This window comes from Bradyrhizobium sp. 157 (assembly GCF_023073815.1).
Lineage (GTDB): Bacteria > Pseudomonadota > Alphaproteobacteria > Rhizobiales > Xanthobacteraceae > Bradyrhizobium.
Genome location: NZ_JADPKF010000113.1, coordinates 75,598 through 96,224, shown reverse-complemented (window position 1 = coordinate 96,224; position 20,627 = coordinate 75,598). Strand labels below are relative to the sequence as shown.

Annotated in this window: 18 protein-coding genes and 2 pseudogenes; 14 read left to right on the top strand and 6 right to left on the bottom strand. The window is 61.6% G+C overall.

Going from position 1 to position 20,627, the window contains the following annotated elements; translation table 11 throughout:
- Nucleotides 1-227, bottom strand: a pseudogene (locus IVA95_RS35480) (molybdopterin cofactor-binding domain-containing protein); the annotation flags it as partial.
- A 246-nt stretch (nt 228-473) separates the two neighbouring features.
- On the opposite strand from IVA95_RS35480, the gene IVA95_RS35475 reads away from it, so the two are divergent.
- Complete coding sequence (locus IVA95_RS35475; RefSeq protein ID WP_247514733.1) at nt 474-1,343, top strand: cytochrome c; 870 nt, start codon at nt 474-476, stop codon at nt 1,341-1,343.
- 353 nt (nt 1,344-1,696) lie between these two features.
- Nucleotides 1,697-3,199, top strand: a complete 1,503-nt coding sequence (locus tag IVA95_RS35470) for an Nramp family divalent metal transporter (RefSeq protein WP_247514732.1) — start codon at nt 1,697-1,699, stop codon at nt 3,197-3,199.
- Nucleotides 3,200-3,799: 600 nt separating this feature from the next.
- Here IVA95_RS35470 and IVA95_RS35465 read toward each other — a convergent pair.
- Nucleotides 3,800-3,988 (bottom strand): hypothetical protein, encoded by a 189-nt coding sequence (locus IVA95_RS35465; RefSeq protein WP_156439620.1) that lies wholly within the window; start codon nt 3,986-3,988, stop codon nt 3,800-3,802.
- A 481-nt stretch (nt 3,989-4,469) separates the two neighbouring features.
- Between IVA95_RS35465 and IVA95_RS35460 the strand changes: the two genes are divergently transcribed.
- Nucleotides 4,470-5,861 carry a serine hydrolase gene (locus IVA95_RS35460; protein WP_247514731.1) on the top strand — a complete coding sequence of 464 codons (1,392 nt, stop codon included), beginning with the start codon at nt 4,470-4,472 and terminating at the stop codon, nt 5,859-5,861.
- 352 nt (nt 5,862-6,213) lie between these two features.
- On the opposite strand, the gene IVA95_RS35455 is transcribed toward IVA95_RS35460, so the two are convergent.
- The gene (locus IVA95_RS35455; RefSeq protein WP_213253237.1) at nt 6,214-6,681 is read right to left on the bottom strand and encodes a metallophosphoesterase family protein; all 468 of its coding nucleotides are present in this window, start codon (nt 6,679-6,681) and stop codon (nt 6,214-6,216) included.
- 419 nt (nt 6,682-7,100) lie between these two features.
- A complete protein-coding gene (locus IVA95_RS35450) occupies nt 7,101-8,096 on the bottom strand; it encodes an NmrA/HSCARG family protein (RefSeq protein ID WP_247514730.1) in 996 nt (331 codons plus the stop codon).
- Between the two features lie 155 nt (nt 8,097-8,251).
- Between IVA95_RS35450 and IVA95_RS35445 the strand changes: the two genes are divergently transcribed.
- The 10 genes and pseudogenes from IVA95_RS35445 to IVA95_RS35400 form a co-directional block, all read left to right on the top strand.
- Nucleotides 8,252-9,151, top strand: a complete 900-nt coding sequence (locus IVA95_RS35445) for a LysR family transcriptional regulator (protein WP_247514729.1) — start codon at nt 8,252-8,254, stop codon at nt 9,149-9,151.
- A gap of 194 nt (nt 9,152-9,345) precedes the next feature.
- Nucleotides 9,346-10,392 (top strand): LacI family DNA-binding transcriptional regulator, encoded by a 1,047-nt coding sequence (locus IVA95_RS35440; protein ID WP_247514728.1) that lies wholly within the window; start codon nt 9,346-9,348, stop codon nt 10,390-10,392.
- A gap of 82 nt (nt 10,393-10,474) precedes the next feature.
- A complete protein-coding gene (gene xylB / locus IVA95_RS35435) occupies nt 10,475-11,932 on the top strand; it encodes a xylulokinase (RefSeq protein ID WP_247514727.1) in 1,458 nt (485 codons plus the stop codon).
- Entirely contained in the window at nt 11,929-13,251 is a 1,323-nt protein-coding gene (gene xylA, locus IVA95_RS35430; RefSeq protein WP_247514726.1) for a xylose isomerase, read from the top strand. Before xylB ends, xylA begins: the two co-directional genes overlap by 4 nt.
- Before the next feature lie 12 nt (nt 13,252-13,263).
- Nucleotides 13,264-14,028, top strand: a complete 765-nt coding sequence (locus IVA95_RS35425; RefSeq protein ID WP_247514725.1) for an ATP-binding cassette domain-containing protein — start codon at nt 13,264-13,266, stop codon at nt 14,026-14,028.
- Nucleotides 14,028-15,110: an ABC transporter permease gene (locus tag IVA95_RS35420; RefSeq protein WP_247514724.1), complete on the top strand. Its 1,083-nt coding sequence runs from the start codon at nt 14,028-14,030 to the stop codon at nt 15,108-15,110. The genes IVA95_RS35425 and IVA95_RS35420 overlap by 1 nt, the downstream gene beginning before the upstream one ends.
- 90 nt (nt 15,111-15,200) lie before the next feature.
- The gene (locus IVA95_RS35415) at nt 15,201-16,133 is read left to right on the top strand and encodes a sugar-binding protein (protein ID WP_247514723.1); all 933 of its coding nucleotides are present in this window, start codon (nt 15,201-15,203) and stop codon (nt 16,131-16,133) included.
- Nucleotides 16,134-16,221: 88 nt separating this feature from the next.
- A complete protein-coding gene (locus IVA95_RS35410) occupies nt 16,222-17,199 on the top strand; it encodes an aldo/keto reductase (protein WP_247514722.1) in 978 nt (325 codons plus the stop codon).
- A gap of 1 nt (nt 17,200) precedes the next feature.
- The gene (locus tag IVA95_RS35405) at nt 17,201-18,049 is read left to right on the top strand and encodes an amidohydrolase family protein (protein WP_247514721.1); all 849 of its coding nucleotides are present in this window, start codon (nt 17,201-17,203) and stop codon (nt 18,047-18,049) included.
- A gap of 17 nt (nt 18,050-18,066) precedes the next feature.
- Nucleotides 18,067-18,543: pseudogene (locus tag IVA95_RS35400) on the top strand (ATP-binding cassette domain-containing protein); the annotation flags it as partial.
- 115 nt (nt 18,544-18,658) lie between these two features.
- Here IVA95_RS35400 and pncA read toward each other — a convergent pair.
- Entirely contained in the window at nt 18,659-19,282 is a 624-nt protein-coding gene (gene pncA / locus IVA95_RS35395) for a bifunctional nicotinamidase/pyrazinamidase (protein ID WP_247514720.1), read from the bottom strand.
- A 179-nt stretch (nt 19,283-19,461) separates the two neighbouring features.
- Here pncA and IVA95_RS35390 point away from each other — a divergent pair, with 179 nt between their 5' ends.
- Nucleotides 19,462-20,310 carry an alpha/beta hydrolase gene (locus IVA95_RS35390; RefSeq protein WP_247514741.1) on the top strand — a complete coding sequence of 283 codons (849 nt, stop codon included), beginning with the start codon at nt 19,462-19,464 and terminating at the stop codon, nt 20,308-20,310.
- Here IVA95_RS35390 and IVA95_RS35385 read toward each other — a convergent pair.
- The gene (locus tag IVA95_RS35385) at nt 20,307-20,627 is read right to left on the bottom strand and encodes a Rieske 2Fe-2S domain-containing protein (RefSeq protein ID WP_247514740.1); all 321 of its coding nucleotides are present in this window, start codon (nt 20,625-20,627) and stop codon (nt 20,307-20,309) included. The genes IVA95_RS35390 and IVA95_RS35385 overlap by 4 nt on opposite strands.

The following is a 20,627-nucleotide window of genomic DNA, read 5'->3' as shown; positions in this document are numbered from 1 at the left end:
GGTGTCGGGTCCGGGAGGCACGATGTAGACATTCGCTATGCCAGGGGATTCGTCGATCCGGAGCACCGGGAAATCGTCGAAATTGCCCTGTTGCACCTTGCCGTCCTTGAAGGTGATCGCGCCAGTTTTGGCGAGGCTCAGGCCCATGATCGCGGCTCCCTCAATCTGCGACAGGATCCGCTCCGGGTTGACTAGGTTCCGCAATCGATCGCGATATCAAGGTATGGACGTCTGAAAAGCCACCACAACTCGGGGCGAATAGGGTTCACAACGCCCTGCTTGCTCTTGGGTTTAGCGAGGGCTGTCTCCTCGAACGGCGCGCTTTTGGTCAAGAGCCCTTACGCAGTGGCCCACACGAGACGAGATTTTTTCGAAGTGTTGGGCTTCGCTGCTGGAGGAGTTGGGAATAGGTGTAACTCTGCAATAGTCGCATTGTGCGTCTACCATTGCCGCGTTGGAGGGATGTTTCGGATATGCCTACAACGATGATCGGGCTCGCTGTCACGTTGGCTTTCTCGCTGGTTGCCTTTACAGTGCCAACATCGGTTTGGGCAACCGGTCCGACGTTGACGGTGTCAGCCGATGGTCGCGCCCATATCTTCGATCGGGACGCGCTGCTTGCCCGCACGGATGTCGTCGAAATCACCACGTCGCGTGATGTCGCATACCGTACTCCTCGGACGTATCGAGCCGTGGCGCTCGCGAAGTTGCTTGAAGGAGTTGCCATTCCGCCCGATGCCGTGGTGGAAGCGGTAGCGCAAGACGGCTTCGTGACGCAAATCCCTCGCGATCTGGTGTACGCCAAAGACGGCGTCGTCGCGTATATGGCAATCGAAGCCGCCGACATGCGGTGGCCACCAATTCCAGGTAAGGATAAGAGCGCAGGCGCCTTCTATATCGTATGGCTCGGCGATCAAGCGTCATCCGTCCCAACCATGATGTGGCCCTACCAACTTGTCAGTTTATCGGTGCAAGACGCGCCAGCCAAGCGGTGGCCCTCGCTCGCGGTTGATCCCATGCTCCCTGCCCTCCATCCGGCGCGAGACGGGCAAACCCTCTTCGTGAACAAATGCTTCACATGCCACACGATGAACCAGGCAGGATCGGCGTCGGCTGGCCCCGATCTGAATTTGCCGATGAACCCAACCGAGTACTTCACCGATGCCGGTTTGCGCGCGCTGATCCGAGATCCACGCTCGGTTCGGGTTTGGCCCGAGCAGCGGATGCCCAGCTTTTCCGAAGAGGACCTGAGCGATGAGGAACTCGGGCTGATCTTGGCGTATTTGAATCACATGGCGGATAGGAAGAACCGAGCAACGGAGGGCGGAAGCAGCAAACGCTAAGTAAATCGTAAAACTCGAGTACGGTTAGCGACATTGAGGGCGTAGTCGCCGCCGACAGGTGTCATCGCCGCTCGCAGAGGCAGCTCGATACGGCCGATCGGCAGAAGCCAGGCGCTCGCCCTCAAGACGACGCGCCTCAAGGAGAGGCCCCGAAACCGTTGCCCTGTTCTCCACGGCGTCCCACACTTTTGCATTGCTGAGCGCGATGCGCCGGTAGTCCGCGTTGCTTGTGAACTGCGTGAACCGCAAACAACCGATGGAGGGGCAATACCCCATCAAGGGGCTGTCTGGAGAGCAGCCTGCCCCAATATTTGGACGTGTGCCGACCCGTTCGAGGGACCTGAGGGGCGAGCATGGCCGAAGTTGCAGCAGCCAGCGGTGCGACCAGCGATCCGCGCGATCTTCAGAATGTTCCAGACCCGCTGCCTTTGACGATTGGCGGGCATCATTGCCGCAGTAGGACCCAAGCCATCAACTTCGGCATTTCGATCGGTGGGGGTGAGGCTTACCTGCTACCCAACGTGGCAGCACGCGGGGCGCTCGGTTGGCACTGGTTGTTGGTGATCTCCGTCATCGTCGAGACGGCGCTGGTATATGAGTGCATCAAATACAGCTGCTGCACCGGTCGGTCGTTCTTCGCCGGCACCAACGAGCTGGCGCCACGTGGCTTCTGGCCGTGGTTTTGGGCGATCGCCGCGGTGCTGACGTGGGCGTGGCCGGCGTGTATGGGAGGCGCGGTCGTCGCTGCGCAACGGTTCACCGGCATTTCCACGCCTCAGGGCTGGACCCTTTTTGGCCAGGCGTTGCCGCCGCAATACATCTGGGCCGTGCTGGCTCTCGTGCTGGTTCTCGTCGTCTACTACTTTTCTAACCGCACCTACGCGTTTCTCGAATGGTTCTTCAAGGTCATCATGTTTTTGAATATCGCCCTGGTCCTGGCGATCACCGTCATTGCCGCCAAACCCAGCGACTACATTACGATTCTGCAGGCCTATTTGGGGCTGCTATTCTTTTCGCAGGAATGGACCAAGGATGTTACGCCGCTCGATATTGTTGCGCTCTACAATCAGCCCGGCGGCAGCCTGATGTGGGTCAGCTTTTGGGTAGTCGCGGCAGGATGGGGCATGGGTCGCTACGCGGGCCAGGTCACGGGCTTCCTGCGGCCGCCCGAGCGGATTACTGCCGAGGAGATACGGTGGAACAGCAACGATCCGCAGGAAGTCGCCAAGATGAAGCAGTGGGTCCGGCTGGGCGGCTTGAGCCTTGTCGTATGGTGGGCGATCATCGGCGGCTTGATCATGACCTACCTCTATTCGGTCGCCGGCTACGCCTACCTCCACAATGAATTCCTGAATACCGGCAAGGTGCCGACGGGCGTGGAGGTGCCACTGCGGATGGCGATCGTGGCACAGGGCGTGCTCGGCCCGGCCGCAGGGGCACTAATGCTGATCGTGATCATGGTCACGCTTTATGATGCCCAGTTCCCGTTTTATGACACCTTCGTCGGCCGCACCACGACCGATGCCATCGCCGTGACCACCGATCTAGAAGACAAGATTCCTTACCGCGTGTGGTACTTCATCGTGGTAACCGTCGCGGTCCTAGCAGGCTTCTATCTGATCCTACAGCAACAGCCGTTCTTCATGTGGCTAATGGTGGCCGTGGCGGCAGTGGTCTACCGCTCGATCGGTTCGCTGCAGATCATGATGATCAATAACCGTCGTCTGCCGCCGGAGTTTAGGGTCAGTACGCTGAACGCCATTATCCTCTGGTTCAGCTTCGTCACCGGCCTCGTGTCCGTCGGCTATTGGGCGTACCACTCATGGGCTGACATCATGAAGCGGTTTGCAGCGTGACGAAGCGACGGGAGAACCGCTACTTGCGGTTCGCGATCAAGCGATGGTGAGAGTCGTCCTTTGGCACGTGTTGATGCTCGTATGGCTCGCGCTCCTGATCCGGGGCGGGTGGTGGATGTGGCCGGCCTTCGAGAAGCTGGAGTTCAGTCAGGATGCCGTCACCGGACTGCTCTGGCTCGTCATGGGTAGCCTTCTTTGGCTGCTGGCGTTTCTTTATGGGCGCGAACGCTATTGGCGGCACGGACGTCACCTATCAGGTCCCCGATCTTGATCCTGTCTGGTTGGTTTTCTAGCTGGTCCATGCGAGCCATGAGCGCCAAGGTTGGCGCGCCTCGTGACGGTCGCGTCGGAGCGTGTCTTAATTTGCCTTCGCTAGTGTACTAGTTAGGACAGTACGCGAGGCTCGGCACTGCGTGTTTAAGCGGCGCTGGACATGAAGAGCGCAGCGCTGCGTCCACTACGCTGCACTTCCGAGACCGGCACCTTCGGACCTACGGGACCGGGCTGATGATCTAGAATGGCGTTAAAGCCGTGCGCCTCTTGCACCCGATGGCTTGGCCCTCGACCAATAGCGAGGTGCAGGACCTGCTTGCGAAACCGTTAGAAAAACGATTTGACCGTCAGCCCTGCTGCGCGGGCATCCTGTATGAATGTATGCGCTTCCTCATTGGACATTGTAAGTTCACCGCCGCCGAGGAATTCCTCTCCTTTGGGTGTGTTCGCACGGAACATCGTCTCGTGTCTGCCTATATCAACCGTATAATCAATGTCGCTTGGTGCTTCGGGCATGGCATCCTCCTCGATCCCGAAGCGAGCATATTGTGTCTATTTCAACCGGCCCCACAAGGCGGCAATTGCGAGATAACGCTGCTGCGCGGGCGATCATGATTGGGGGTGAAGAAGCATGCTCAATATCTGCAGGCAGGCCTGCCGTATTGGTCCGCTTGGCCCGAAAACGGAACTCGCCGGCCGTAGCTAGCGGCCGAGCGGTTGTGCCGCCGACCTGATATCCTGCGCCGCGAGGGCTGGTCCATATTCTCACTCAGATCCGCGTTAGGGCATATTGATGTGTTGCATGCGCAGCAATTGAACCAAACGATTATTGTTCGTTTTCGCGGGAGCGATCATGAATAAGTGTCTTCTGGCGACGATTTTTGTGGCCCTCGCCGGTGCGGCGGCGGCTGCGCAGGCCCCCGCCAAGGACGCGCTCATCGCCCGCGCGAAATCATTCGAACTCGACACGCCCTATGTGCCGCCGCCAGGCGACCCCTTGACGCATCATGCCGCCGGATATGCAAAGGTCATGTGCTCAGCTGTATTCATGACCGGTCTAGCGCCCGATTTCGCGGCCGAAAATGTTGGGTTTTTCACGGCGCCCTACCCACAGCGCGCGAAGCTCGGCAAGCCGGTCATCGATCGCGCCAACAAGGCGGTCCATGTGACGCTCCCTAGCGGCGTGACCCGGACGGCCAAATACCTAGGGAGCCAGGGTTGCGTCACGTTCCCGATCGGCAAGAGCGCCGTGAATTTCAAGCCCGTCGCCGTCAAGAGCCGATTGCCCGATCCCGCAACCCAAATGTGGCCCATGGGCGACATGCTGCCGCAAGATCGGTTGCCGACAGAGATCGACGCCGAGAAACTCAAAGCTGCCGTGAATGCCGCGTTCCAGCCGGCCGAAGGATTGACCGCGGCGTTCGTTGTGACATGGAAAGGCCGCCTTATTGCCGAGCGCTACGCGGAAGGTATTACCGCGCACACGCCGCTTGAAAGCTGGTCCATGGGCAAGAGCGTTACGGCAGCGCTCTTTGGCATTCTGGTCAAAGACGGCGTCTATGATTTGGACCAGGCGGCACCGATCCCTGAATGGCAAACACCCGGCGACCCGCGCGCCAAAATACGCATTGCGAATCTCCTTCACATGTCGAGCGGCCTTCGGATCAGGGCGCCCCAAGACCCCGATTATGACCCAACGGGGCCTTATCCGGATCACGTCTATCTTTATACCGGCGGCATCGATTCCTTTCACTACGCGGCAACACGGCCATTGCAATGGCCTCCCGACACGGTCGGACGCTATCGCAACACCGATCCGGTCCTGATCAACTATCTGATCCGGCTCGGTGTCGAAAAACGCGGCGACGAATATCTCTCATTTCCCCAGCGGGTGCTGTTTGACAAGCTCGGCATCCGTACCATGGTGATCGAAACTGATCCCTTCGGAAATTTTCTAGGGCAAGGTCATGTGGTGGGCTCCGGGCGCGATTGGGCGCGGCTTGGCAATCTCTTTCTTCAGGGGGGAGTTTGGAACGGTGAGCGCATTCTCCCAGAGGGTTACACCACATTCGTCAGCACGCTTGCGCCCGCCTGGGCCGCGGACAATCGGCCGATCTATGGAGCCTTTTTCTGGCTCAACGGCGACGGGCAGTATCCAGTCCCGCGCGATGCCTATTACATGGCGGGCGCTGGCGGGCAGACCACGCTGATCATTCCCTCGCACGATCTCGTCGTAGTGCGTCTCGGGCACTATCGGGGCGCATCTTACGCCGCTTCAGGCTTCAGCAAGGCGCTCGCGCTGTTGATCGAGGCGGTGCCAAAAGCACAGAAGCCCCGTGCCCAAGAATCCGATAACAGAGGGCCCAACGGGCCAAGCAAAGGACAGTAGAAATAGTCCGTCTGTTGGGAAATGAGACATGCCAATCATGCTGACCAGACCGCTTTCGGCGGAAGTGGAGACATAGGTAAGACGAACAGGGATCTCGCCACTTGAACCATATGAGACACCAAAAATACGAAAACCAACGCGACAGACTGCAAGTTAGGGACGTTGCAGATCAGATGCTTTCACTACACAGTGATTCACAACACGTGTTCCATCCAGTTCGCGCACAATGCGTTGGTCCGCACGAACGATACCAAGGTCGAACTTGCGAGTGACGAGCGACGATAGCACGCCGAGCCTGGCTGCGAATATCCCAGAAAGGATACTGCTTAGTGCTCAGTCGGCCTCGTCCACATCACTCGGCGCGACTAAGGTCGTGTATGATCGGCCGAAGGCCGCTTGCGGTCAGCTCCAAAGTAGCCAGTGTGATAGGCAGCTTGAAACGCCGTGGCCCGGCACTTCCAGGGTTTAGATAGAGCACACCGTCAATCGTTTCGATCCGAGGACGATGCGAGTGACCGGAAACCACCACGTCAATTCCGCAAACTGCAGGGTCGATCTGCAGTTGCTGAAGGTCGTGCAAGACATAGAAGGACCGCTCCCCGAGTCGTATCACCTGGGTGTCGGGGTAATGTTTCGCCCAGTCGCCGGTGTCGATGTTTCCCCTGATCGCGGTGACGGGCGCAATCCGACGGAGTCTGACAAGAACGTCCGCGTGGCCAATATCGCCCGCGTGGATGATATGCGCCACCCCGGCAAGCCCTTGCTCAGCCTCAGGCCGCAGGAGCCCGTGGGTGTCCGAGACGATTCCAATCCTCAGCACTGCGCAGTATCCCTCGATGCGCGGCCGAACGGCGTGTCCGACTATCTCGATCACGCATAACACGGCTAGACAATATCGGCGTTCAAATCATGGGAGCGCTACCAACGCCGCTACGGCGATCTTTGTTTTCAAGTTGAATCAGCGCAGCTCGGCAAACCTGGCGGCGCCCTTCGCCTCCGACAACAGCGGAGCTCGTCCCCGCACACACAGTTCCCCGCCTCGGCAAGTCTTTGTCGTCCACCACGCCCAATTCACGTGCCCTGCCCCACTTCAGGGCCGGCTCACATTAGCTGTCGCAAGATTTTTATTGATTTTCCGGTGCACACGTCGTGCACAGGCGGTCGTCCAAGTAATTGAGACTCTTAAGCTCTCGCTCCAATCCATCATGAGGAAGTTTGACTAGGTCCAGCCAGCCGCGCCTAACGAAGAAGGGCGTGATCGGGCTCAGGAGCGGCGCCATAAGACAGCAAGTCGCCTTGCCAATGACTGCGTTTCAGGAATTGCTCCCAGGTCAACACATGCGGATCGATTTTCCGGCTCCACGTCAGGTCGCGCTCGGGGGCGAAGTAACCATATTCGACGGCGTATTCCACCATGCCCACCAACTCGCGCACGAGATGCTCGTCGGCGGCAAAACCCGGAAAGTGGCGCAACAGATCTTCGCGCGAGTAAGCGGAGGCATAGCGCGCCCGCTGCCCGGTGACGCGCACAAACGTGTCCACCATGTCCTGCGCCGAGAGAAACTCGCCGATAACCGGCAGGGTTTGGCCGGCGTATTGCGTCGGGCGATCGAAAATCTCGCGCACCGCCGGCCCGGCCGCAGTGAGCGGATCACAGAACGGCATGGGGATGTGCGGCGGTAAGTAGATGGCAAACGTGATGCCGTCCTTCCCGCGCTGCGGCACATAATATTCGAGGAAGTTGGTGTAGAAGAACGCCAGGTACACGAACGAGCTGCGAATGGGCAGGCTGCGAATATAGTCTGCCACCTTCGCCTTGTCGGTGAAGTGCGGCGCCCACTTGGTACCGCCGGTGCGCGCTTCGACATTTTCGAGCCCGCTGAAAACTACGTGTTCGACGCTGGCCGCCACCGCCGCATCGGCCAATTCCTTGCCGAGGGTAAACTCAAGTTCAGCGGGCGGCACTTTGACGATGGGCGGCGTCATCAAGAACGCCCCGGCCGAGCCACTCATAGCCGCGGTCAACTCAGCCTGCTTGCCGGGCTCAAGCGGCGCGACCACGACTTCGGCGCCCTTCTGCGCCAGGATTTGCGCGGGCTGGCTGTCGCGGCGCCGAGTCAGGGCACGCACCCGGTAGCGCCCGCTGTCGAGCAAGGCTTCGGCGACGCTTCGACCTTGCTTACTTGAGGCACCGACCACGGTGATCAAAGGTTTGGAGGTATCGGCCTGGATCACGCTATTTCTCCTTTTCTCAAGGGCATGAAACGCTGCCGCCCGATCCCACCACGGCCTCGCAGGTGAGCGCGGCGCGGGTCTGCCCTGGTGCACGAAGTCTCGACTGATCCGAGCTATATTTGAAATCGTAGAAGTGTTTGGCTACTATCCATCCGATGGATAGCAAGCGCCTCGATCTCAATCTGTTGGTCACTCTCGAGACGTTGCTGGTGGAGCAGAACGTAACGAAGGCGGCGATCCGCCTTCATCTGAGCCAACCAGCGGTAAGCGCGCAGCTAAACCGTCTCCGGCATGAATTCGATGACTTGCTGCTCATTCCTGCACAGCGAGGAATGACGCCGACCGCCAAGGCAATCGAACTGCTCGACCCCTTGCGCCAAGCGCTCGACCAGGTTCGCGCCACCATCGCCAGGCACAGGAACTTCGATCCTGCCAAGGCCAAGCTAACCGTCGCCATCGCCTGCACAGACTATTTGCAGGCAGCAGTGATCAAGCCGCTCGTCGTGGAACTCAGAACGCGGGCACCCGGGGTGCGTGTGGCCCTGCGCAATCTGGACCTGCCGCAGTTGGAGGCGCAGATGGCGCGCGGTGAAGTCGACCTGGTGCTGATGACACCACAGGATGCGCCGCCCAGTCTTCGTACCAGGCATCTGTTCGACGAGCGCTATGTGCTTATCGGCCGCCGCAAGCATCCGCGACTACGGAAAGGGATCACGGTCGAAGAATTTGCCAGGCTGGAGCACGTAGTCGTGTCCCTTGGTGGCGGCGGCTTTGTGACACCGGTGGATAGCGCTTTGGCTGCTCTCGGATACAAGCGCAATGCGGTATTATCCGCCGCTTCATTTTTGTTCGTTCCCGAGATCGTGTCTGACTCGGACTTCGTGGCTCTGGTGCCGGAAAGGCTGGTGCGCGACCATTCCGACACGCTCAAGGTGATGGACTGTCCGTTCCCCGTGGAAGGCTTCGCCGTCGGGATGGCGTGGCACGAGCGCAGTCACGGACACAGCGGACAACGCTGGATCCGAGAGGCGATCGTGTCACTAATCAATGCTTAAGGAGTTACCTATGGCTCAACTCCGCAAGGTGATAAGCCTTATCGGCTTGCAGGTAGGTCGAGGACCCAACGGCCTCCTGGCGCTTGATCTGACCAGACGCTGACAACCGCTCCCGGAGCGCGCTACCGCTACGCGGCGTCGTGTCCCTCAAAATGAGTTGCGCACCTCAAATAACCTCTGCTAGCCTTCAGTCCATGAAGGATGCTGACGCCAACGGCCCTCTGACGCTCAGGGACATCGCTCGCCAGGCTGGCGTCAGCCTCGCGACGGTCGATCGCGTGTTGCACAACCGCCCCGGCGTGCGGCCGGACACGGTTCGCCGCGTCAAGGAGGCGATCGAGCGAAATTCCTTCCAGCCACATGTGGCCGCGGCCGAGCTCGCCCGTGGCCGGGCACGGCGCTTCGCCTTCGTGATGCCGTCCGGGCCGAACCTGTTCATGCAGCAGATCCACTCCTATCTCGGCGAGATGTCGGGCTGGCTGTCGGCGCGTCGGCTTGCGGTCGAGATGGTCGCGACTGACGTTTTCGACCCCTCCGTCCTCGCGGCTTCGCTGGAGACGCTTGCCGGCGGCGACTATGATGGCGTTGCGGTGGTGGCGCTCGATCATCCTAGCGTCCGCGCCGCCATCAACGATCTCGTCGATGCCGGCGCCAAGGTCGTGACGCTGGTCTCGGATGTGCCGTCGTCGCGGCGTCATCACTATGTCGGCATCGACAACATCGCCGCCGGGCGCACCGCCGGCGCGCTGGTCGGCCGGCTCGTCGGTCCGCGATCGGGCAAGGTCGCGATCGTCGCGGGCTCGCAGGGCCTACGCGACCACGCCGAGCGCATCTTCGGCTTCAACCAGGTGATGGCGTCGGAGTTTTCAGGGCTCGACGTGCTGCCCGTGCTCGAAGGTCGCGACGAGGACGAGCGCTCGGAACAAGTCCTGTCGCGGCTGCTCGGCAAACATCCCGACATCGTCGGTTTCTACAATGTCGGCGCGGGCACGCAAGGCGTTGCCAAGGCCCTGATCGATTCCGGTCGCGAGAAGCAGGTCGTGTTTGTCGGCCACGACGTCACGGTCTTGACGCGCAAGCTCTTGTTGCAGGGCGTGATGGACGCGGCGATCTCACAAAACCCGGGACATGAGGCGCGGGCCGCCGTGCGCGTGCTGCTCGCGCTTGCCCGCGGCGAGCCGATCTTGATTGAGCAGGAGAAGATCCGGATCGACATCGTGATGCGGGACAATCTGCCCTAGCCGGCAGCACTGATTTGCAGGACGGCCACGATGCTGGAAGGCGACGAAGATCGCCAGCCGGGCTGCAAGGGAGGATGACAATTTGTATCTCGGAATGGACATCGGCACGTCCGGTGTGAAGGCGGTGCTGGTGAACGAGGCAGGCGCAATCGTCGCGACGGCCGCGCGCGAGCTTGCGATGTCACATCCCGCGCCGCTTTGGTCCGAGCAGGATCCGGACGCCTGGGTCGGCGCGGCGATCGGCGCCGTCGACGATCTTGCATCCGCGCATCCGCGCGAGGTCGCGCAGGTGCGTGGTATTGGTCTTTCAGGCCAGATGCACGGCGCCACGTTGCTCGGTGATGACGGCCGTCCGCTGCGGCCGGCGATCCTCTGGAATGATGGCCGCTCGCATGCCGAATGCGAGCGGCTCGAGCGGCACTGCCCCTCGTTGCATGCGATCGCTGGCAATTTGGCGATGCCGGGCTTCACGGCGCCAAAGCTGCTTTGGGTGGCCCGTCACGAGTCCGAGATTTTCGAGCGAGTGGCAAAAGTGCTGCTGCCAAAGGCCTACGTGCGCTACCGCCTGACCGGCGAGATGGTCGAGGACATGTCGGACGCCGCCGGCACGCTCTGGCTCGACGTTGGTGGGCGCTGCTGGTCTGCGTCGCTGCTAAATGCCACGGGGCTCGGTCTTCACCACATGCCGCGCCTGGTCGAAGGCAGCGAGATCAGCGCGGCGCTCGCTCCCGAATTTTCGAAGCGCTGGGGCATGGCGAAAGATATCGTGGTTGCCGGCGGTGCCGGAGACTGTGCCGCCAGCGCGATCGGGCTTGGCGCCATCACGCCGGGCGATGCGTTCCTGTCGCTCGGGACCTCAGGCGTCGTGTTTCGTGTCACCGACAGCTTTGCGCCGGCGCCTGCGTCGGCTGTGCACGCCTTCTGTCATGCGCTTCCGGGTCTCTGGCACCAGATGGGGGTGATGCTGGCGGCGGCCGCCTCGCTCGCCTGGATTTCAGGCGTCATGGCAATGCCTGCAGCCGCGCTGCTGGCGCCGCTCGGCGAGACCGTCCGCGGACCGAGTCCGGTCAAGTTCCTTCCCTATCTCGATGGCGAGCGCACGCCACACAACGACGCCACCGCCAGCGGCGCGTTCGTGGGTCTTCGCGGTGCGATGGGCCGCGATCAGATCGTCCAGGCCGTGCTCGAAGGCGTGGCCTTTGCTGCGCGCGACAATCTTGCAGCGCTCGGCGGCGCCAGTTCGGCGATCACCGAAGTCGACCTCGTCGGCGGCGGATCGCGCTCGGCGCTGTGGGCACAGATTTGCGCCGACGTGCTCGGTATTGCCGTGCACCGCGTCGAGGAGGGCGAGGTTGGTGCGGCGCTTGGCGCGGCACGGCTCGGCCGGCTTGCCGCAACCAACGAAAACCCCGCAGAGGTCTGCACGCGTCCGCGGCGGCTTGCGAGCTTCATGCCGCGTGCGTCTGCCAAGGCCGCCTATGATGAAGCCTATCACCAGTGGCGAAAACTATATCCCGCGCTGAAGGAGATCTCCCTGTGAACGCGTCACCCAAATTCTTCGGGACGAGTGCGCCGGTCGTCTATGGCGGCAAGGACGCCGAGAACCCCCTCGCCTTCCGCTGGTACGACAAGAATCGCATTGTTCATGGACGGCGGCTCGAGGACCACCTGCGTTTCGCGGTCTGCTACTGGCATTCGTTGTGCTGGCCCGGCGGCGATCCCTTCGGCGGCGAGACATTCCTGCGGCCCTGGCATCATGGCACGGATACAATGGCGCTGGCGCGCGCCAAGGCCGATATCGCTTTCGAGCTGTTCCGCCTGCTCGATGTGCCGTTCTTCACCTTCCACGATGTCGATGCCGCACCGGAAGGCGCCTCGCTCGCCGAATCCGTCGCCAACCTCAACGCCATTGCCGATCTCTTCGAACAGAAGATGGCGTCCTCCAAGGTGCGTCTCCTATGGGGAACGGCCAATCTGTTCACGCATCGCCGCTACATGGCCGGCGCCGCGACCAATCCGGATCCTGACATTTTCACCTATGCCGCCGGCCAGGTACGGGCCGCGCTCGAGGTGACTCACCGTTTGGGCGGGCAGAACTATGTGCTCTGGGGCGGACGCGAAGGCTATGAGACGCTGCTCAACACCGACATCAAGCGCGAGCTCGACCAGCTCGGCCGCTTCGTCTCGCTGGTCGTCGAGCACAAGCACAAGATTGGTTTCAAGGGACCGCTCCTGATCGAGCCGAAGCCGAAGGAACCGACCAAGCATCAATATGATTTCGACGTTGCGACGTGCTACGGCTTCCTCCAGCGCTATGACCTTCTGAAAGACGTCAAGCTCAACATCGAGCAGAACCACGCCATCCTTGCCGGCCACTCGTTCCAGCACGAGATTGCGCTGGCCCAGGCGCTCGGCGTGTTCGGCTCGCTCGACATCAACCGCGGTGACGATCTGCTCGGCTGGGATACCGACCAGTTCGCGATGAACGTACCGGAGCTGGCGCTGGCGTTCCACGACATTCTGAAGGCAGGTGGCTTCACGACGGGCGGTCTCAATTTCGACGCCAAGATCAGGCGGCAATCGATCGATCCGGACGATCTGATCCATGCTCATGTCGGCTCGATGGACGCCTGCGCGCGGGCGTTCCTCGCCGCCGCCGACATGCTCGATGGCGAGGCGCTCACGATGCCGGTTACGGAACGTTATGCCGGATGGGCTGATGCCGAGGGACGCGCCATCCTCGCTGGCCAGCGTTCGCTTGCCGATCTCGCTGATCGCGCGCTGGCACCCGGTTTCGATCCACAGCCGCGCTCGGGTCGTCAGGAATATCTGGAATCAGTGGTCAACCGGTACGTCTGAGCGAGGCCGAGCATGGAAACCGCAGGTGTAGCCGGGCAACCGGTTCTGGAATTGACAGGAATCGGCAAAGAGTTCGGCGCGATCCGCGCGCTGCACGGCGTCGACATGCAGGTCTTCCCCGGCGAGGTGGTCGGCCTGATGGGCGATAACGGCGCGGGCAAGTCGACGCTCGTGAAGATCATCGCCGGCAATTTCCGTCCCACCCACGGCGAGATCCGCTTCGACGGCAACGCGGTCCATTTCTACCGTCCCATCGATGCTCGCGCGGTCGGGATCGAGGTGGTCTATCAGGACCTGGCGCTTGCCGACAATCTCACGGCGGCGGCCAACGTCTTTCTCGGCCGCGAGCTCAACCGCAAATTCGGCCCGTTCGCCTTTCTCGATCACAATGCGATGGCGGCGCGCGCGCTGGAACTGTTCGGCGAGCTGCGCTCCGAGACCAGACCGCATGATCTCGTCAAGCAGATGTCCGGCGGTCAGCGCCAGGCGGTTGCGATCGCACGCACCCGCCTGTCGAAGGCCAAGCTCGTGATGATGGACGAGCCGACCGCGGCGATCTCAGTCCGCCAGGTCGAGCAGGTCCTGGGCCTGATCCATCGGCTGAAAGAGCAGCGCGTGGCCGTCATGCTGATCTCCCACCGCATGCCAGACGTCTTCGCGGTCTGCGACCGCGTCGTCGTTATGCGCCGCGGGGAGAAGCGGGCGGATAAGTCGATCCGCGATACCAGTCCCGAGGAAATCACTGCCCTGATCACCGGTGCGAAGGAGGCTGCGTGATGGCCATGCCCCTGGAAACCCCGATTTCCTTCACCAATGTCGGCCGCATCAGGTGGTGGCAGCGGGGCATCTTTGCATCCCAAACCGGCTACGTCTTGCTGGCGCTGCTGGGGCTATTGATCGCGATGCATTTTGCGAGCCCCTACTTCTTCACGCAGGGCAACATGCAGAACGTGGCGAAGAACTTTTCCTTCATCGCCATCGCCACCCTTGGCATCACCTTTGTGATCATCACCGGCGGCATCGATCTGTCGGTGGGATCGATGATGTGCTTCTCCGCCATGATCACATCCATGGTGATGTCGGGCCTGTCGACGCCGGGCATGCCCGGCGCGTCCCTGTTCGTGCATCTGGCCGCGGATGGCAAGACCGTGGTCGCCAATGTGCCGGGGCTGATCCTGCTGGTCTCGATCTTGGCGGGACTTGTCACCGCGCTAATCGTCGGCCTCGTCAACGGCTTCTGCATCGCCGTGCTCGGACTGTCGCCCTTCGTCACCACGCTCGGCATGCTCTCGATCGTCCGCGGTCTCGGCTATGTCGTCTCCAACGGCCGCGGCAGCTTTCCGGGCGGGCCAGACGCCGACTATTTCTACGCGCTGACCTCGGGCGATCTGTTCGGCGTACCGGTGCCGTTCATCTATCTCGTGGTCCTCGCGGCGCTCATGGCGATCGTGCTGCACCACACGAGTTTCGGCCGTCACGTCTTCGCGCTCGGCGGCAACGAGAAGGCGGCGGAATTGACCGGCATCTCGGTCGTACGGGTCAAGATCAAGGTCTACGTGATCTGCGCGCTCGCTGCAGGGCTGCAGGGCATCATCGTCTCGGGCTGGCTGGGGTCTGCGCCCGCGAACATGGCAACATCCTACGAGCTCAACGTAATCGCGGCGGCGGTGATCGGCGGCGCCAATCTCGCGGGGGGCGTCGGCGGCCCGCTTGGGGCGATCGTCGGCTGCGTGCTGCTTGAGGTGATCCGCAACGGCCTTGTGCTCGCGCAGGTCAGCTCCTACTGGCAACAGACGCTCGTAGGCGTAATCATCATCCTGGCCGTACTGGTCGACCGCATCCGCTCACGTATCACCTGAGGTTACTCCGGAAGAAGCAACGAACGCATCGTCTATCCCGCCTTCTGGAGCATTCAATTCGAAAGGATAGGCAAAAATGGAGGGAAACCAATGAGGAAGATACTTCTCGCCGGCATGGCTGTCGCGATGATGGCGACTCCGGCCTTCGCGCAGAACTATAAGTTCGTGATCGTGCCCAAGGCGATGAATAATCCGTTCTTCGACGTCGCGCGGGACGGTTGCCTGAAGCGCGCCAAGGAGCTCGGCAACGTCGAATGCATCTACAAGGGGCCCGTCGAGCATGAGCCGGCGACGCAGGCGCAGATCATCCAGGATTTCATCACGCAAAAGGTGGACGGCCTTGCGATCTCGGTCGCGGACGTCGCGGCGATGACGAAATCGATCGAGGCAGCGACCGCGGCCGGCATCCCCGTCATCACCTTCGACGCGGATGCGCCCGGCTCGAAACGCATTGCCTATATTGGCACCAACAACAAGGACTTCGGCCTCGCGCTCGGCAAGCAATTGCTCCAGCTCAAGCCCGAGGGCGGCAAGTATGCCGTCGTCTCCGGCGGTCCCGGCGCCAAGAACCTCGCCGAGCGCGTCGACGGCGTGCGCGAGGCGTTGAAGGGCTCGAAATGGGTCGAGGTTGCTGGCTCGCCGACCTTCTGCAATGACGATCCTGCGCTCGCGATCCAGCAGATGGCGGACCTCCGCACCGCGACGCCGGACCTGGGGGCGATCGTGCCGGTTGGCGGCTGGCCGATGTTCGCACCCGAAGGCTACAAGGCCTTCGTCAACAAGAACAAAAAGGACATCGACGCCGGCAAGCTGACGCTCGTCGTCGCCGATACGCTGAAGATGCAGCTCGAACTGCTGCGCGACGGCTACTCCAACGCGCTGACGGGACAGCGCCCGTTCGAGATGGGCGAGAAGGCGATGGACGCTCTGTTGGCCATCAAGAAGGGCGAGAAGGTTCCCGAGGTCATCTATACCGGCCTCGACCTCGTGACCAAGGACAACGTCGCTCAACTGTTGAAGTAGGAACGTTCGCAGTCCCAACGTTCCGGCGCATTCACTCCCCCGCTCGCGGGGGAGTGAATGCTGCTCTCGGCCTCGGAAGGATCTTGAAATGAAACGTGCGCGGCTTGCGGAGGGGCTCGATGTCACGGCGATTGGCCTCGGAACGGCTCCGCTCGGCGGATTGTTCTCGCCGGTCAGCGACGCGGATGCGGAAGCGACGATCGAGCGTGCATGGTCGCTCGGTATCCGCTTCTTCGACACCGCGCCGCTGTACGGTTTCGGATTGGCCGAGCGTCGACTGGGCAGTTTTCTGCGCCGGCAAGAGCGGGATTCATTCGCGATCTCGACCAAGGTCGGGCGTCTGCTGCGTCCGGCCACCGCCGCTCCGGAAGACGATCACTACAAAGGTACACCCGCCGAGCGGCCGCAATTCGACTTCAGCTATGACGGTGTGATGCGCTCGGTTGAGGAAAGCCTGGTCCGTCTCGGGCTCGACCGCGTTGATGTGCTGCTCGTCCATGATCCGGATGACCATTATGAGGATACAGTCGCCGGTGCCTTCCGCGCGCTGCGGCGCTTGCGCGATGATGGCACGGTCAAGGCGATCGGCGCCGGCATGAATCAATCCGAGATGCTCGCCCGCTTCGCCGAAGTCGCGCCGGTCGATTGCTTTCTGCTGGCGGGCCGCTATACGCTGCTCGACCAGGGCGCGCTGACGACGTTGTTTCCGATCTGCCGCGCAAAGAACATCCGGATCCTTCTCGGCGGCGTCTACAACAGCGGCATCCTCGCCGACCCGCGCACTGGAGCGAAGTTCAACTATGAGGACGCCGATGCCGCGCTCGTCGCCCGCGCGCTGGAATTGGAGGCTCTGTGCCACGAGCACGGCACCGAGCTCAAGGCCGCCGCCGTCCAGTTCTGCAGGGCACACCCAGCTGTGACGGTCGCGGTGCAGGGTGCGCGCACAGCCGCGGAAGTCGCCGAGAATATCGCCATGGCGGAGACATCGGTATCTCCGGGGTTTTGGCAAGAGCTGCGCGCGCGAAAACTGGTCGATGCGCGGGCGCCGTTGCCTGGTGGAGCGTAACATGGTGATCGACGGCCATCAGCATTTCTGGGATCCGGCGCGGGCCGATTATCCCTGGATGGACGCGGCCGAGCTCGCGCCGATCCGCCGCGCCTTCGGACCATCCGATCTCGCGCCATTGCTTCGCGCGAACGGGATCGATGCCAGTATTCTGGTGCAATGCCGCTCGTCGACTGGCGAGACTGAAGAGTTTCTGCGCGTAGCCGCGGCCACGCCGTTTATCGCTGGCGTGGTCGGTTGGATCGACCTCACAGACGGAGCGGTCGATGAGACGCTCGACCGGTTGCGTGATTCGCCAGGCGGCGACAAGCTGGTCGGGATTCGTCATCAGGTGCACGACGAGTTCGATCCCGATTGGTTGCTACGCAAGGACGTGCAGCGCGGCTTGGCCGCGGTGTTCGAGCGCGATCTCGCCTATGATCTCCTGGTGCGCACGCGCGAGTTGCCGGCCGCAATCGCGACGGCGCAAGCCTTTCCGCATGCGCGGCTTGTCCTCGACCACGCCGCCAAGCCGCCGATCGCCGACGGCTTCAGCCGTGAATGGGCCGATCGTCTCGCAGCGCTCGCCGAGTGCCGCAATGTATGGTGCAAGATTTCAGGCCTTGCTACCGAGGCGACGTGGGACGATTGGGACTCGGCTCGTCTGTTCCCCTTGGTCGAGCATGCCGCCAGATGTTTTGGCGAAGATCGCCTGATCTTCGGCTCCGACTGGCCAGTGTGTCTGCTCGCCGGCAGCTATGGCGAGATCAAGAGCGCGCTTGATAAGTGCCTGATGAAGCTTGGCCCGCAGGTGCGCGACAAGGCGTTCAGGGCGAACGCCCAGCGCGCGTACCGATTGCCAGCCGCGTAAGCCCGCCGCGAGCGCTCCTGGAAGCATTCGAAAAGCATTATCCCGATCGTCTTTCCGGCGGCATGAAGCAACGCGTCGGCATTGTGCGCGCCCTCGCGACAGGGCCGAAAGTTCTTCTGCTCGATGAGCCCTTCGGCGCGCTGGATGCGCAGACGCGGGTCATCATGCAGCAAATCCTCACCAACATGTGGCAACGGCTGAAAATCTCGGTCCTGTTCGTGACGCACGACATCGACGAGGCGATCTTCCTGTCCGACCGCGTCTACTGCATGACGGCCCGGCCCGGCTCGATCAAGGCGGAAATTTCCATTCCGCTTGAGCGGCCTCGCCAGCAGTCGATGATGATGTCATCGGAATTCCTTGCACTGAGACGCGGCCTGATGTCGTTGATCCGCGAGGAAAGCCTGAAAGCCATGGGAGGCGAAATCAGCGACCAGGGCTTGCAGGGCCTCAATATAACCCTGCACGGGCAATCCCTGGCCGACGTTCTTTGACCGGAAGACGCGGAAGGGACCGGCTCGATAAGCGGAATCGTCCTACAGCGGACTGCCTGCCAGGCGAGTTGCCCGGATCGGGGCCAGCCGGCAGGTGGCTTAAGCGACGGCCTCGCTAAAGATCGTTGACACGCTGCACACCGACGGCGGCCATCCCTGCCCAGGCGGCCTCGAGCGAGCCCGCAAGATCGATGGCCCTGCATCCGGCCTCAACAAGCACGGTGTCAAATCCGAGCTGGCGTGCGTCCACGGCGGAATAGTGGACACAAAAATCGGTGGCGAGTCCTGCCAGGAAGATTCGCCGCAAGCCGCGGTCGCGCAAATAACCCGCCAGACCGGTAGGTGTGCGCCGGTCGTTTTCAAAAAACGCAGAGTAAGAATCAATTTCGGGACGGAAGCCTTTCCGGATTATCAGCTCTGCCCGGTCGATCACCAGTTTCGGATGAAACGCCGCCCCGGCGGTGCCCTGGACGCAATGATCGGGCCAAAGGGTTTGCTGGCCATATGGCATGGCGACGGTTTCGAAGGGGCTCGCTCCCGGATGCGACGTGACGAAGGAGCTGTGACCTGGCGGATGCCAGTCCTGGGTTAGCACTACGTGGTCGAAGCGTTCGGCGAGACGATTGATAATAGGCACCACGGCATCGCCATCGGCAACCGCAAGCGCGCCACCGGGGCAGAAATCGTTCTGCACATCGATTATCAGCAGCAAATCATCGTTGCCTGGTCGGATCTGCATTCTGAACCTGCGTTTGCCTTGATCATCAAACTCTAGTGCTAGACCGGAGTTTGCCAAAGTAAACGGCTAGTATAGCACAGCACTTGCTGATCTTTCGATTGCTGGTGCGGGCTACGTGAATATACTGGCTTTAAAGGCGCTTGGATATTGCTGCAGGAGCAATTTGTGTGAACGATGCCATGGCGACAAAGGATAGGTCTTCAGATCCCCGGCTGAACTGGGCCGCACTTTCCCAAGCGGAGCGCGACGCCGCCTATGACAACAATGCGGCGGTCAGGAACAGCGCAGCACTGATCGCGGAAAGAAACCAGCTGTCCGAAACGCTGCGCGCCAGCCGAAACTCCTTTCTTGATGTACCCTATGGCGACCGCGAAAGGACAAAGATCGATCTTTATCCGGCCGCCGACAGGACAGCACCCTGCCTCGTCTTTCTGCACGGCGGTTACTGGCAGCGCAACTCACGCGAACTGTTTGCCATGCTGGTCGAAGGCGTCGCTGCGCATGGCTGGTCGGTTGCCATTCCCGGATATCCGCTGGCTCCCGACGCTTCGTTGACGGAAATCGTGGCAGAGATATCCCGGTCGCTCGATTGGCTGGCCCAAAACGGAGAGTCATACGGCATCTCCGGACCGGTCGTGCTCTCGGGCTGGTCGGCCGGCGCCCATCTCGTCGCCATGGCACTCGATCACCCACGCGTCACCGCGGGACTGGCGATTTCCGGAGTGTACGATCTTGCACCGATCCGCGACACCGGGCTTAACAATGCGCTGAAGCTGACCGACCAGGAAGTCGCAAGGCTGTCGCCGCTTCGGCTGCCCGCCGTCCACAAGCGGCTCGACATCGCCTACGGCACGGCCGAACTGCCGGCGCTGGTTTTCGATTCAATCAAGCTTCATGAATCGCGTATGGCCGCGGGCGCACCAGGCAGGCTTGTCCCGATCGAAGGCGCCGACCATTTCAGCATCCTCAGCGAGCTGCGGCGTCCTGACGGCGCGCTCGTCGATATCGCTCGAAAGCTCGTCGGCTAGGTCGTGGGCGATCTGATCGTTCCAGTGTCGATCCAGACCTGATCGTCTCTGATCCGGATGGGGTATAGCCGCAACGGCCGGCTCGGCCAGCCGTAGGAAATCTGGCCATTTCGGAGATTGAATGAGGCCGCGTGACGGGGGCAGCACAAGCGTCCTCCCGACAGGTGTCCAAGACTGAGGTCAGCCTGTTCGTGCGGGCACATCCGTTCGCAGGCCACCGCGCGTCCTTCGCTCCAGATCAGGATCAAATCGATTCCGGTCGCGCGGACGCAGACGATCGTTTGTGAAATCAGCCGGCTGAGCCCGCAGACCGGCAT

Bases quoted from the DNA above. Each gene is read 5' to 3' on its own strand.
- IVA95_RS35475 (WP_247514733.1), top strand. From the start codon at position 474: ATGCCTACAACGATGATCGGGCTCGCTGTCACGTTGGCTTTCTCGCTG.
- IVA95_RS35470 (WP_247514732.1), top strand. From the start codon at position 1,697: ATGGCCGAAGTTGCAGCAGCCAGCGGTGCGACCAGCGATCCGCGCGAT.
- IVA95_RS35465 (WP_156439620.1), bottom strand. From the start codon at position 3,988: ATGCCCGAAGCACCAAGCGACATTGATTATACGGTTGATATAGGCAGA.
- IVA95_RS35445 (WP_247514729.1), top strand. From the start codon at position 8,252: ATGGATAGCAAGCGCCTCGATCTCAATCTGTTGGTCACTCTCGAGACG.
- IVA95_RS35440 (WP_247514728.1), top strand. From the start codon at position 9,346: ATGAAGGATGCTGACGCCAACGGCCCTCTGACGCTCAGGGACATCGCT.
- IVA95_RS35425 (WP_247514725.1), top strand. From the start codon at position 13,264: ATGGAAACCGCAGGTGTAGCCGGGCAACCGGTTCTGGAATTGACAGGA.
- IVA95_RS35420 (WP_247514724.1), top strand. From the start codon at position 14,028: ATGGCCATGCCCCTGGAAACCCCGATTTCCTTCACCAATGTCGGCCGC.
- IVA95_RS35415 (WP_247514723.1), top strand. From the start codon at position 15,201: ATGAGGAAGATACTTCTCGCCGGCATGGCTGTCGCGATGATGGCGACT.
- IVA95_RS35410 (WP_247514722.1), top strand. From the start codon at position 16,222: ATGAAACGTGCGCGGCTTGCGGAGGGGCTCGATGTCACGGCGATTGGC.
- IVA95_RS35405 (WP_247514721.1), top strand. From the start codon at position 17,201: ATGGTGATCGACGGCCATCAGCATTTCTGGGATCCGGCGCGGGCCGAT.
- pncA (WP_247514720.1), bottom strand. From the start codon at position 19,282: ATGCAGATCCGACCAGGCAACGATGATTTGCTGCTGATAATCGATGTG.
- IVA95_RS35390 (WP_247514741.1), top strand. From the start codon at position 19,462: ATGGCGACAAAGGATAGGTCTTCAGATCCCCGGCTGAACTGGGCCGCA.
- IVA95_RS35385 (WP_247514740.1), bottom strand. From the start codon at position 20,627: ATGCCGGTCTGCGGGCTCAGCCGGCTGATTTCACAAACGATCGTCTGC.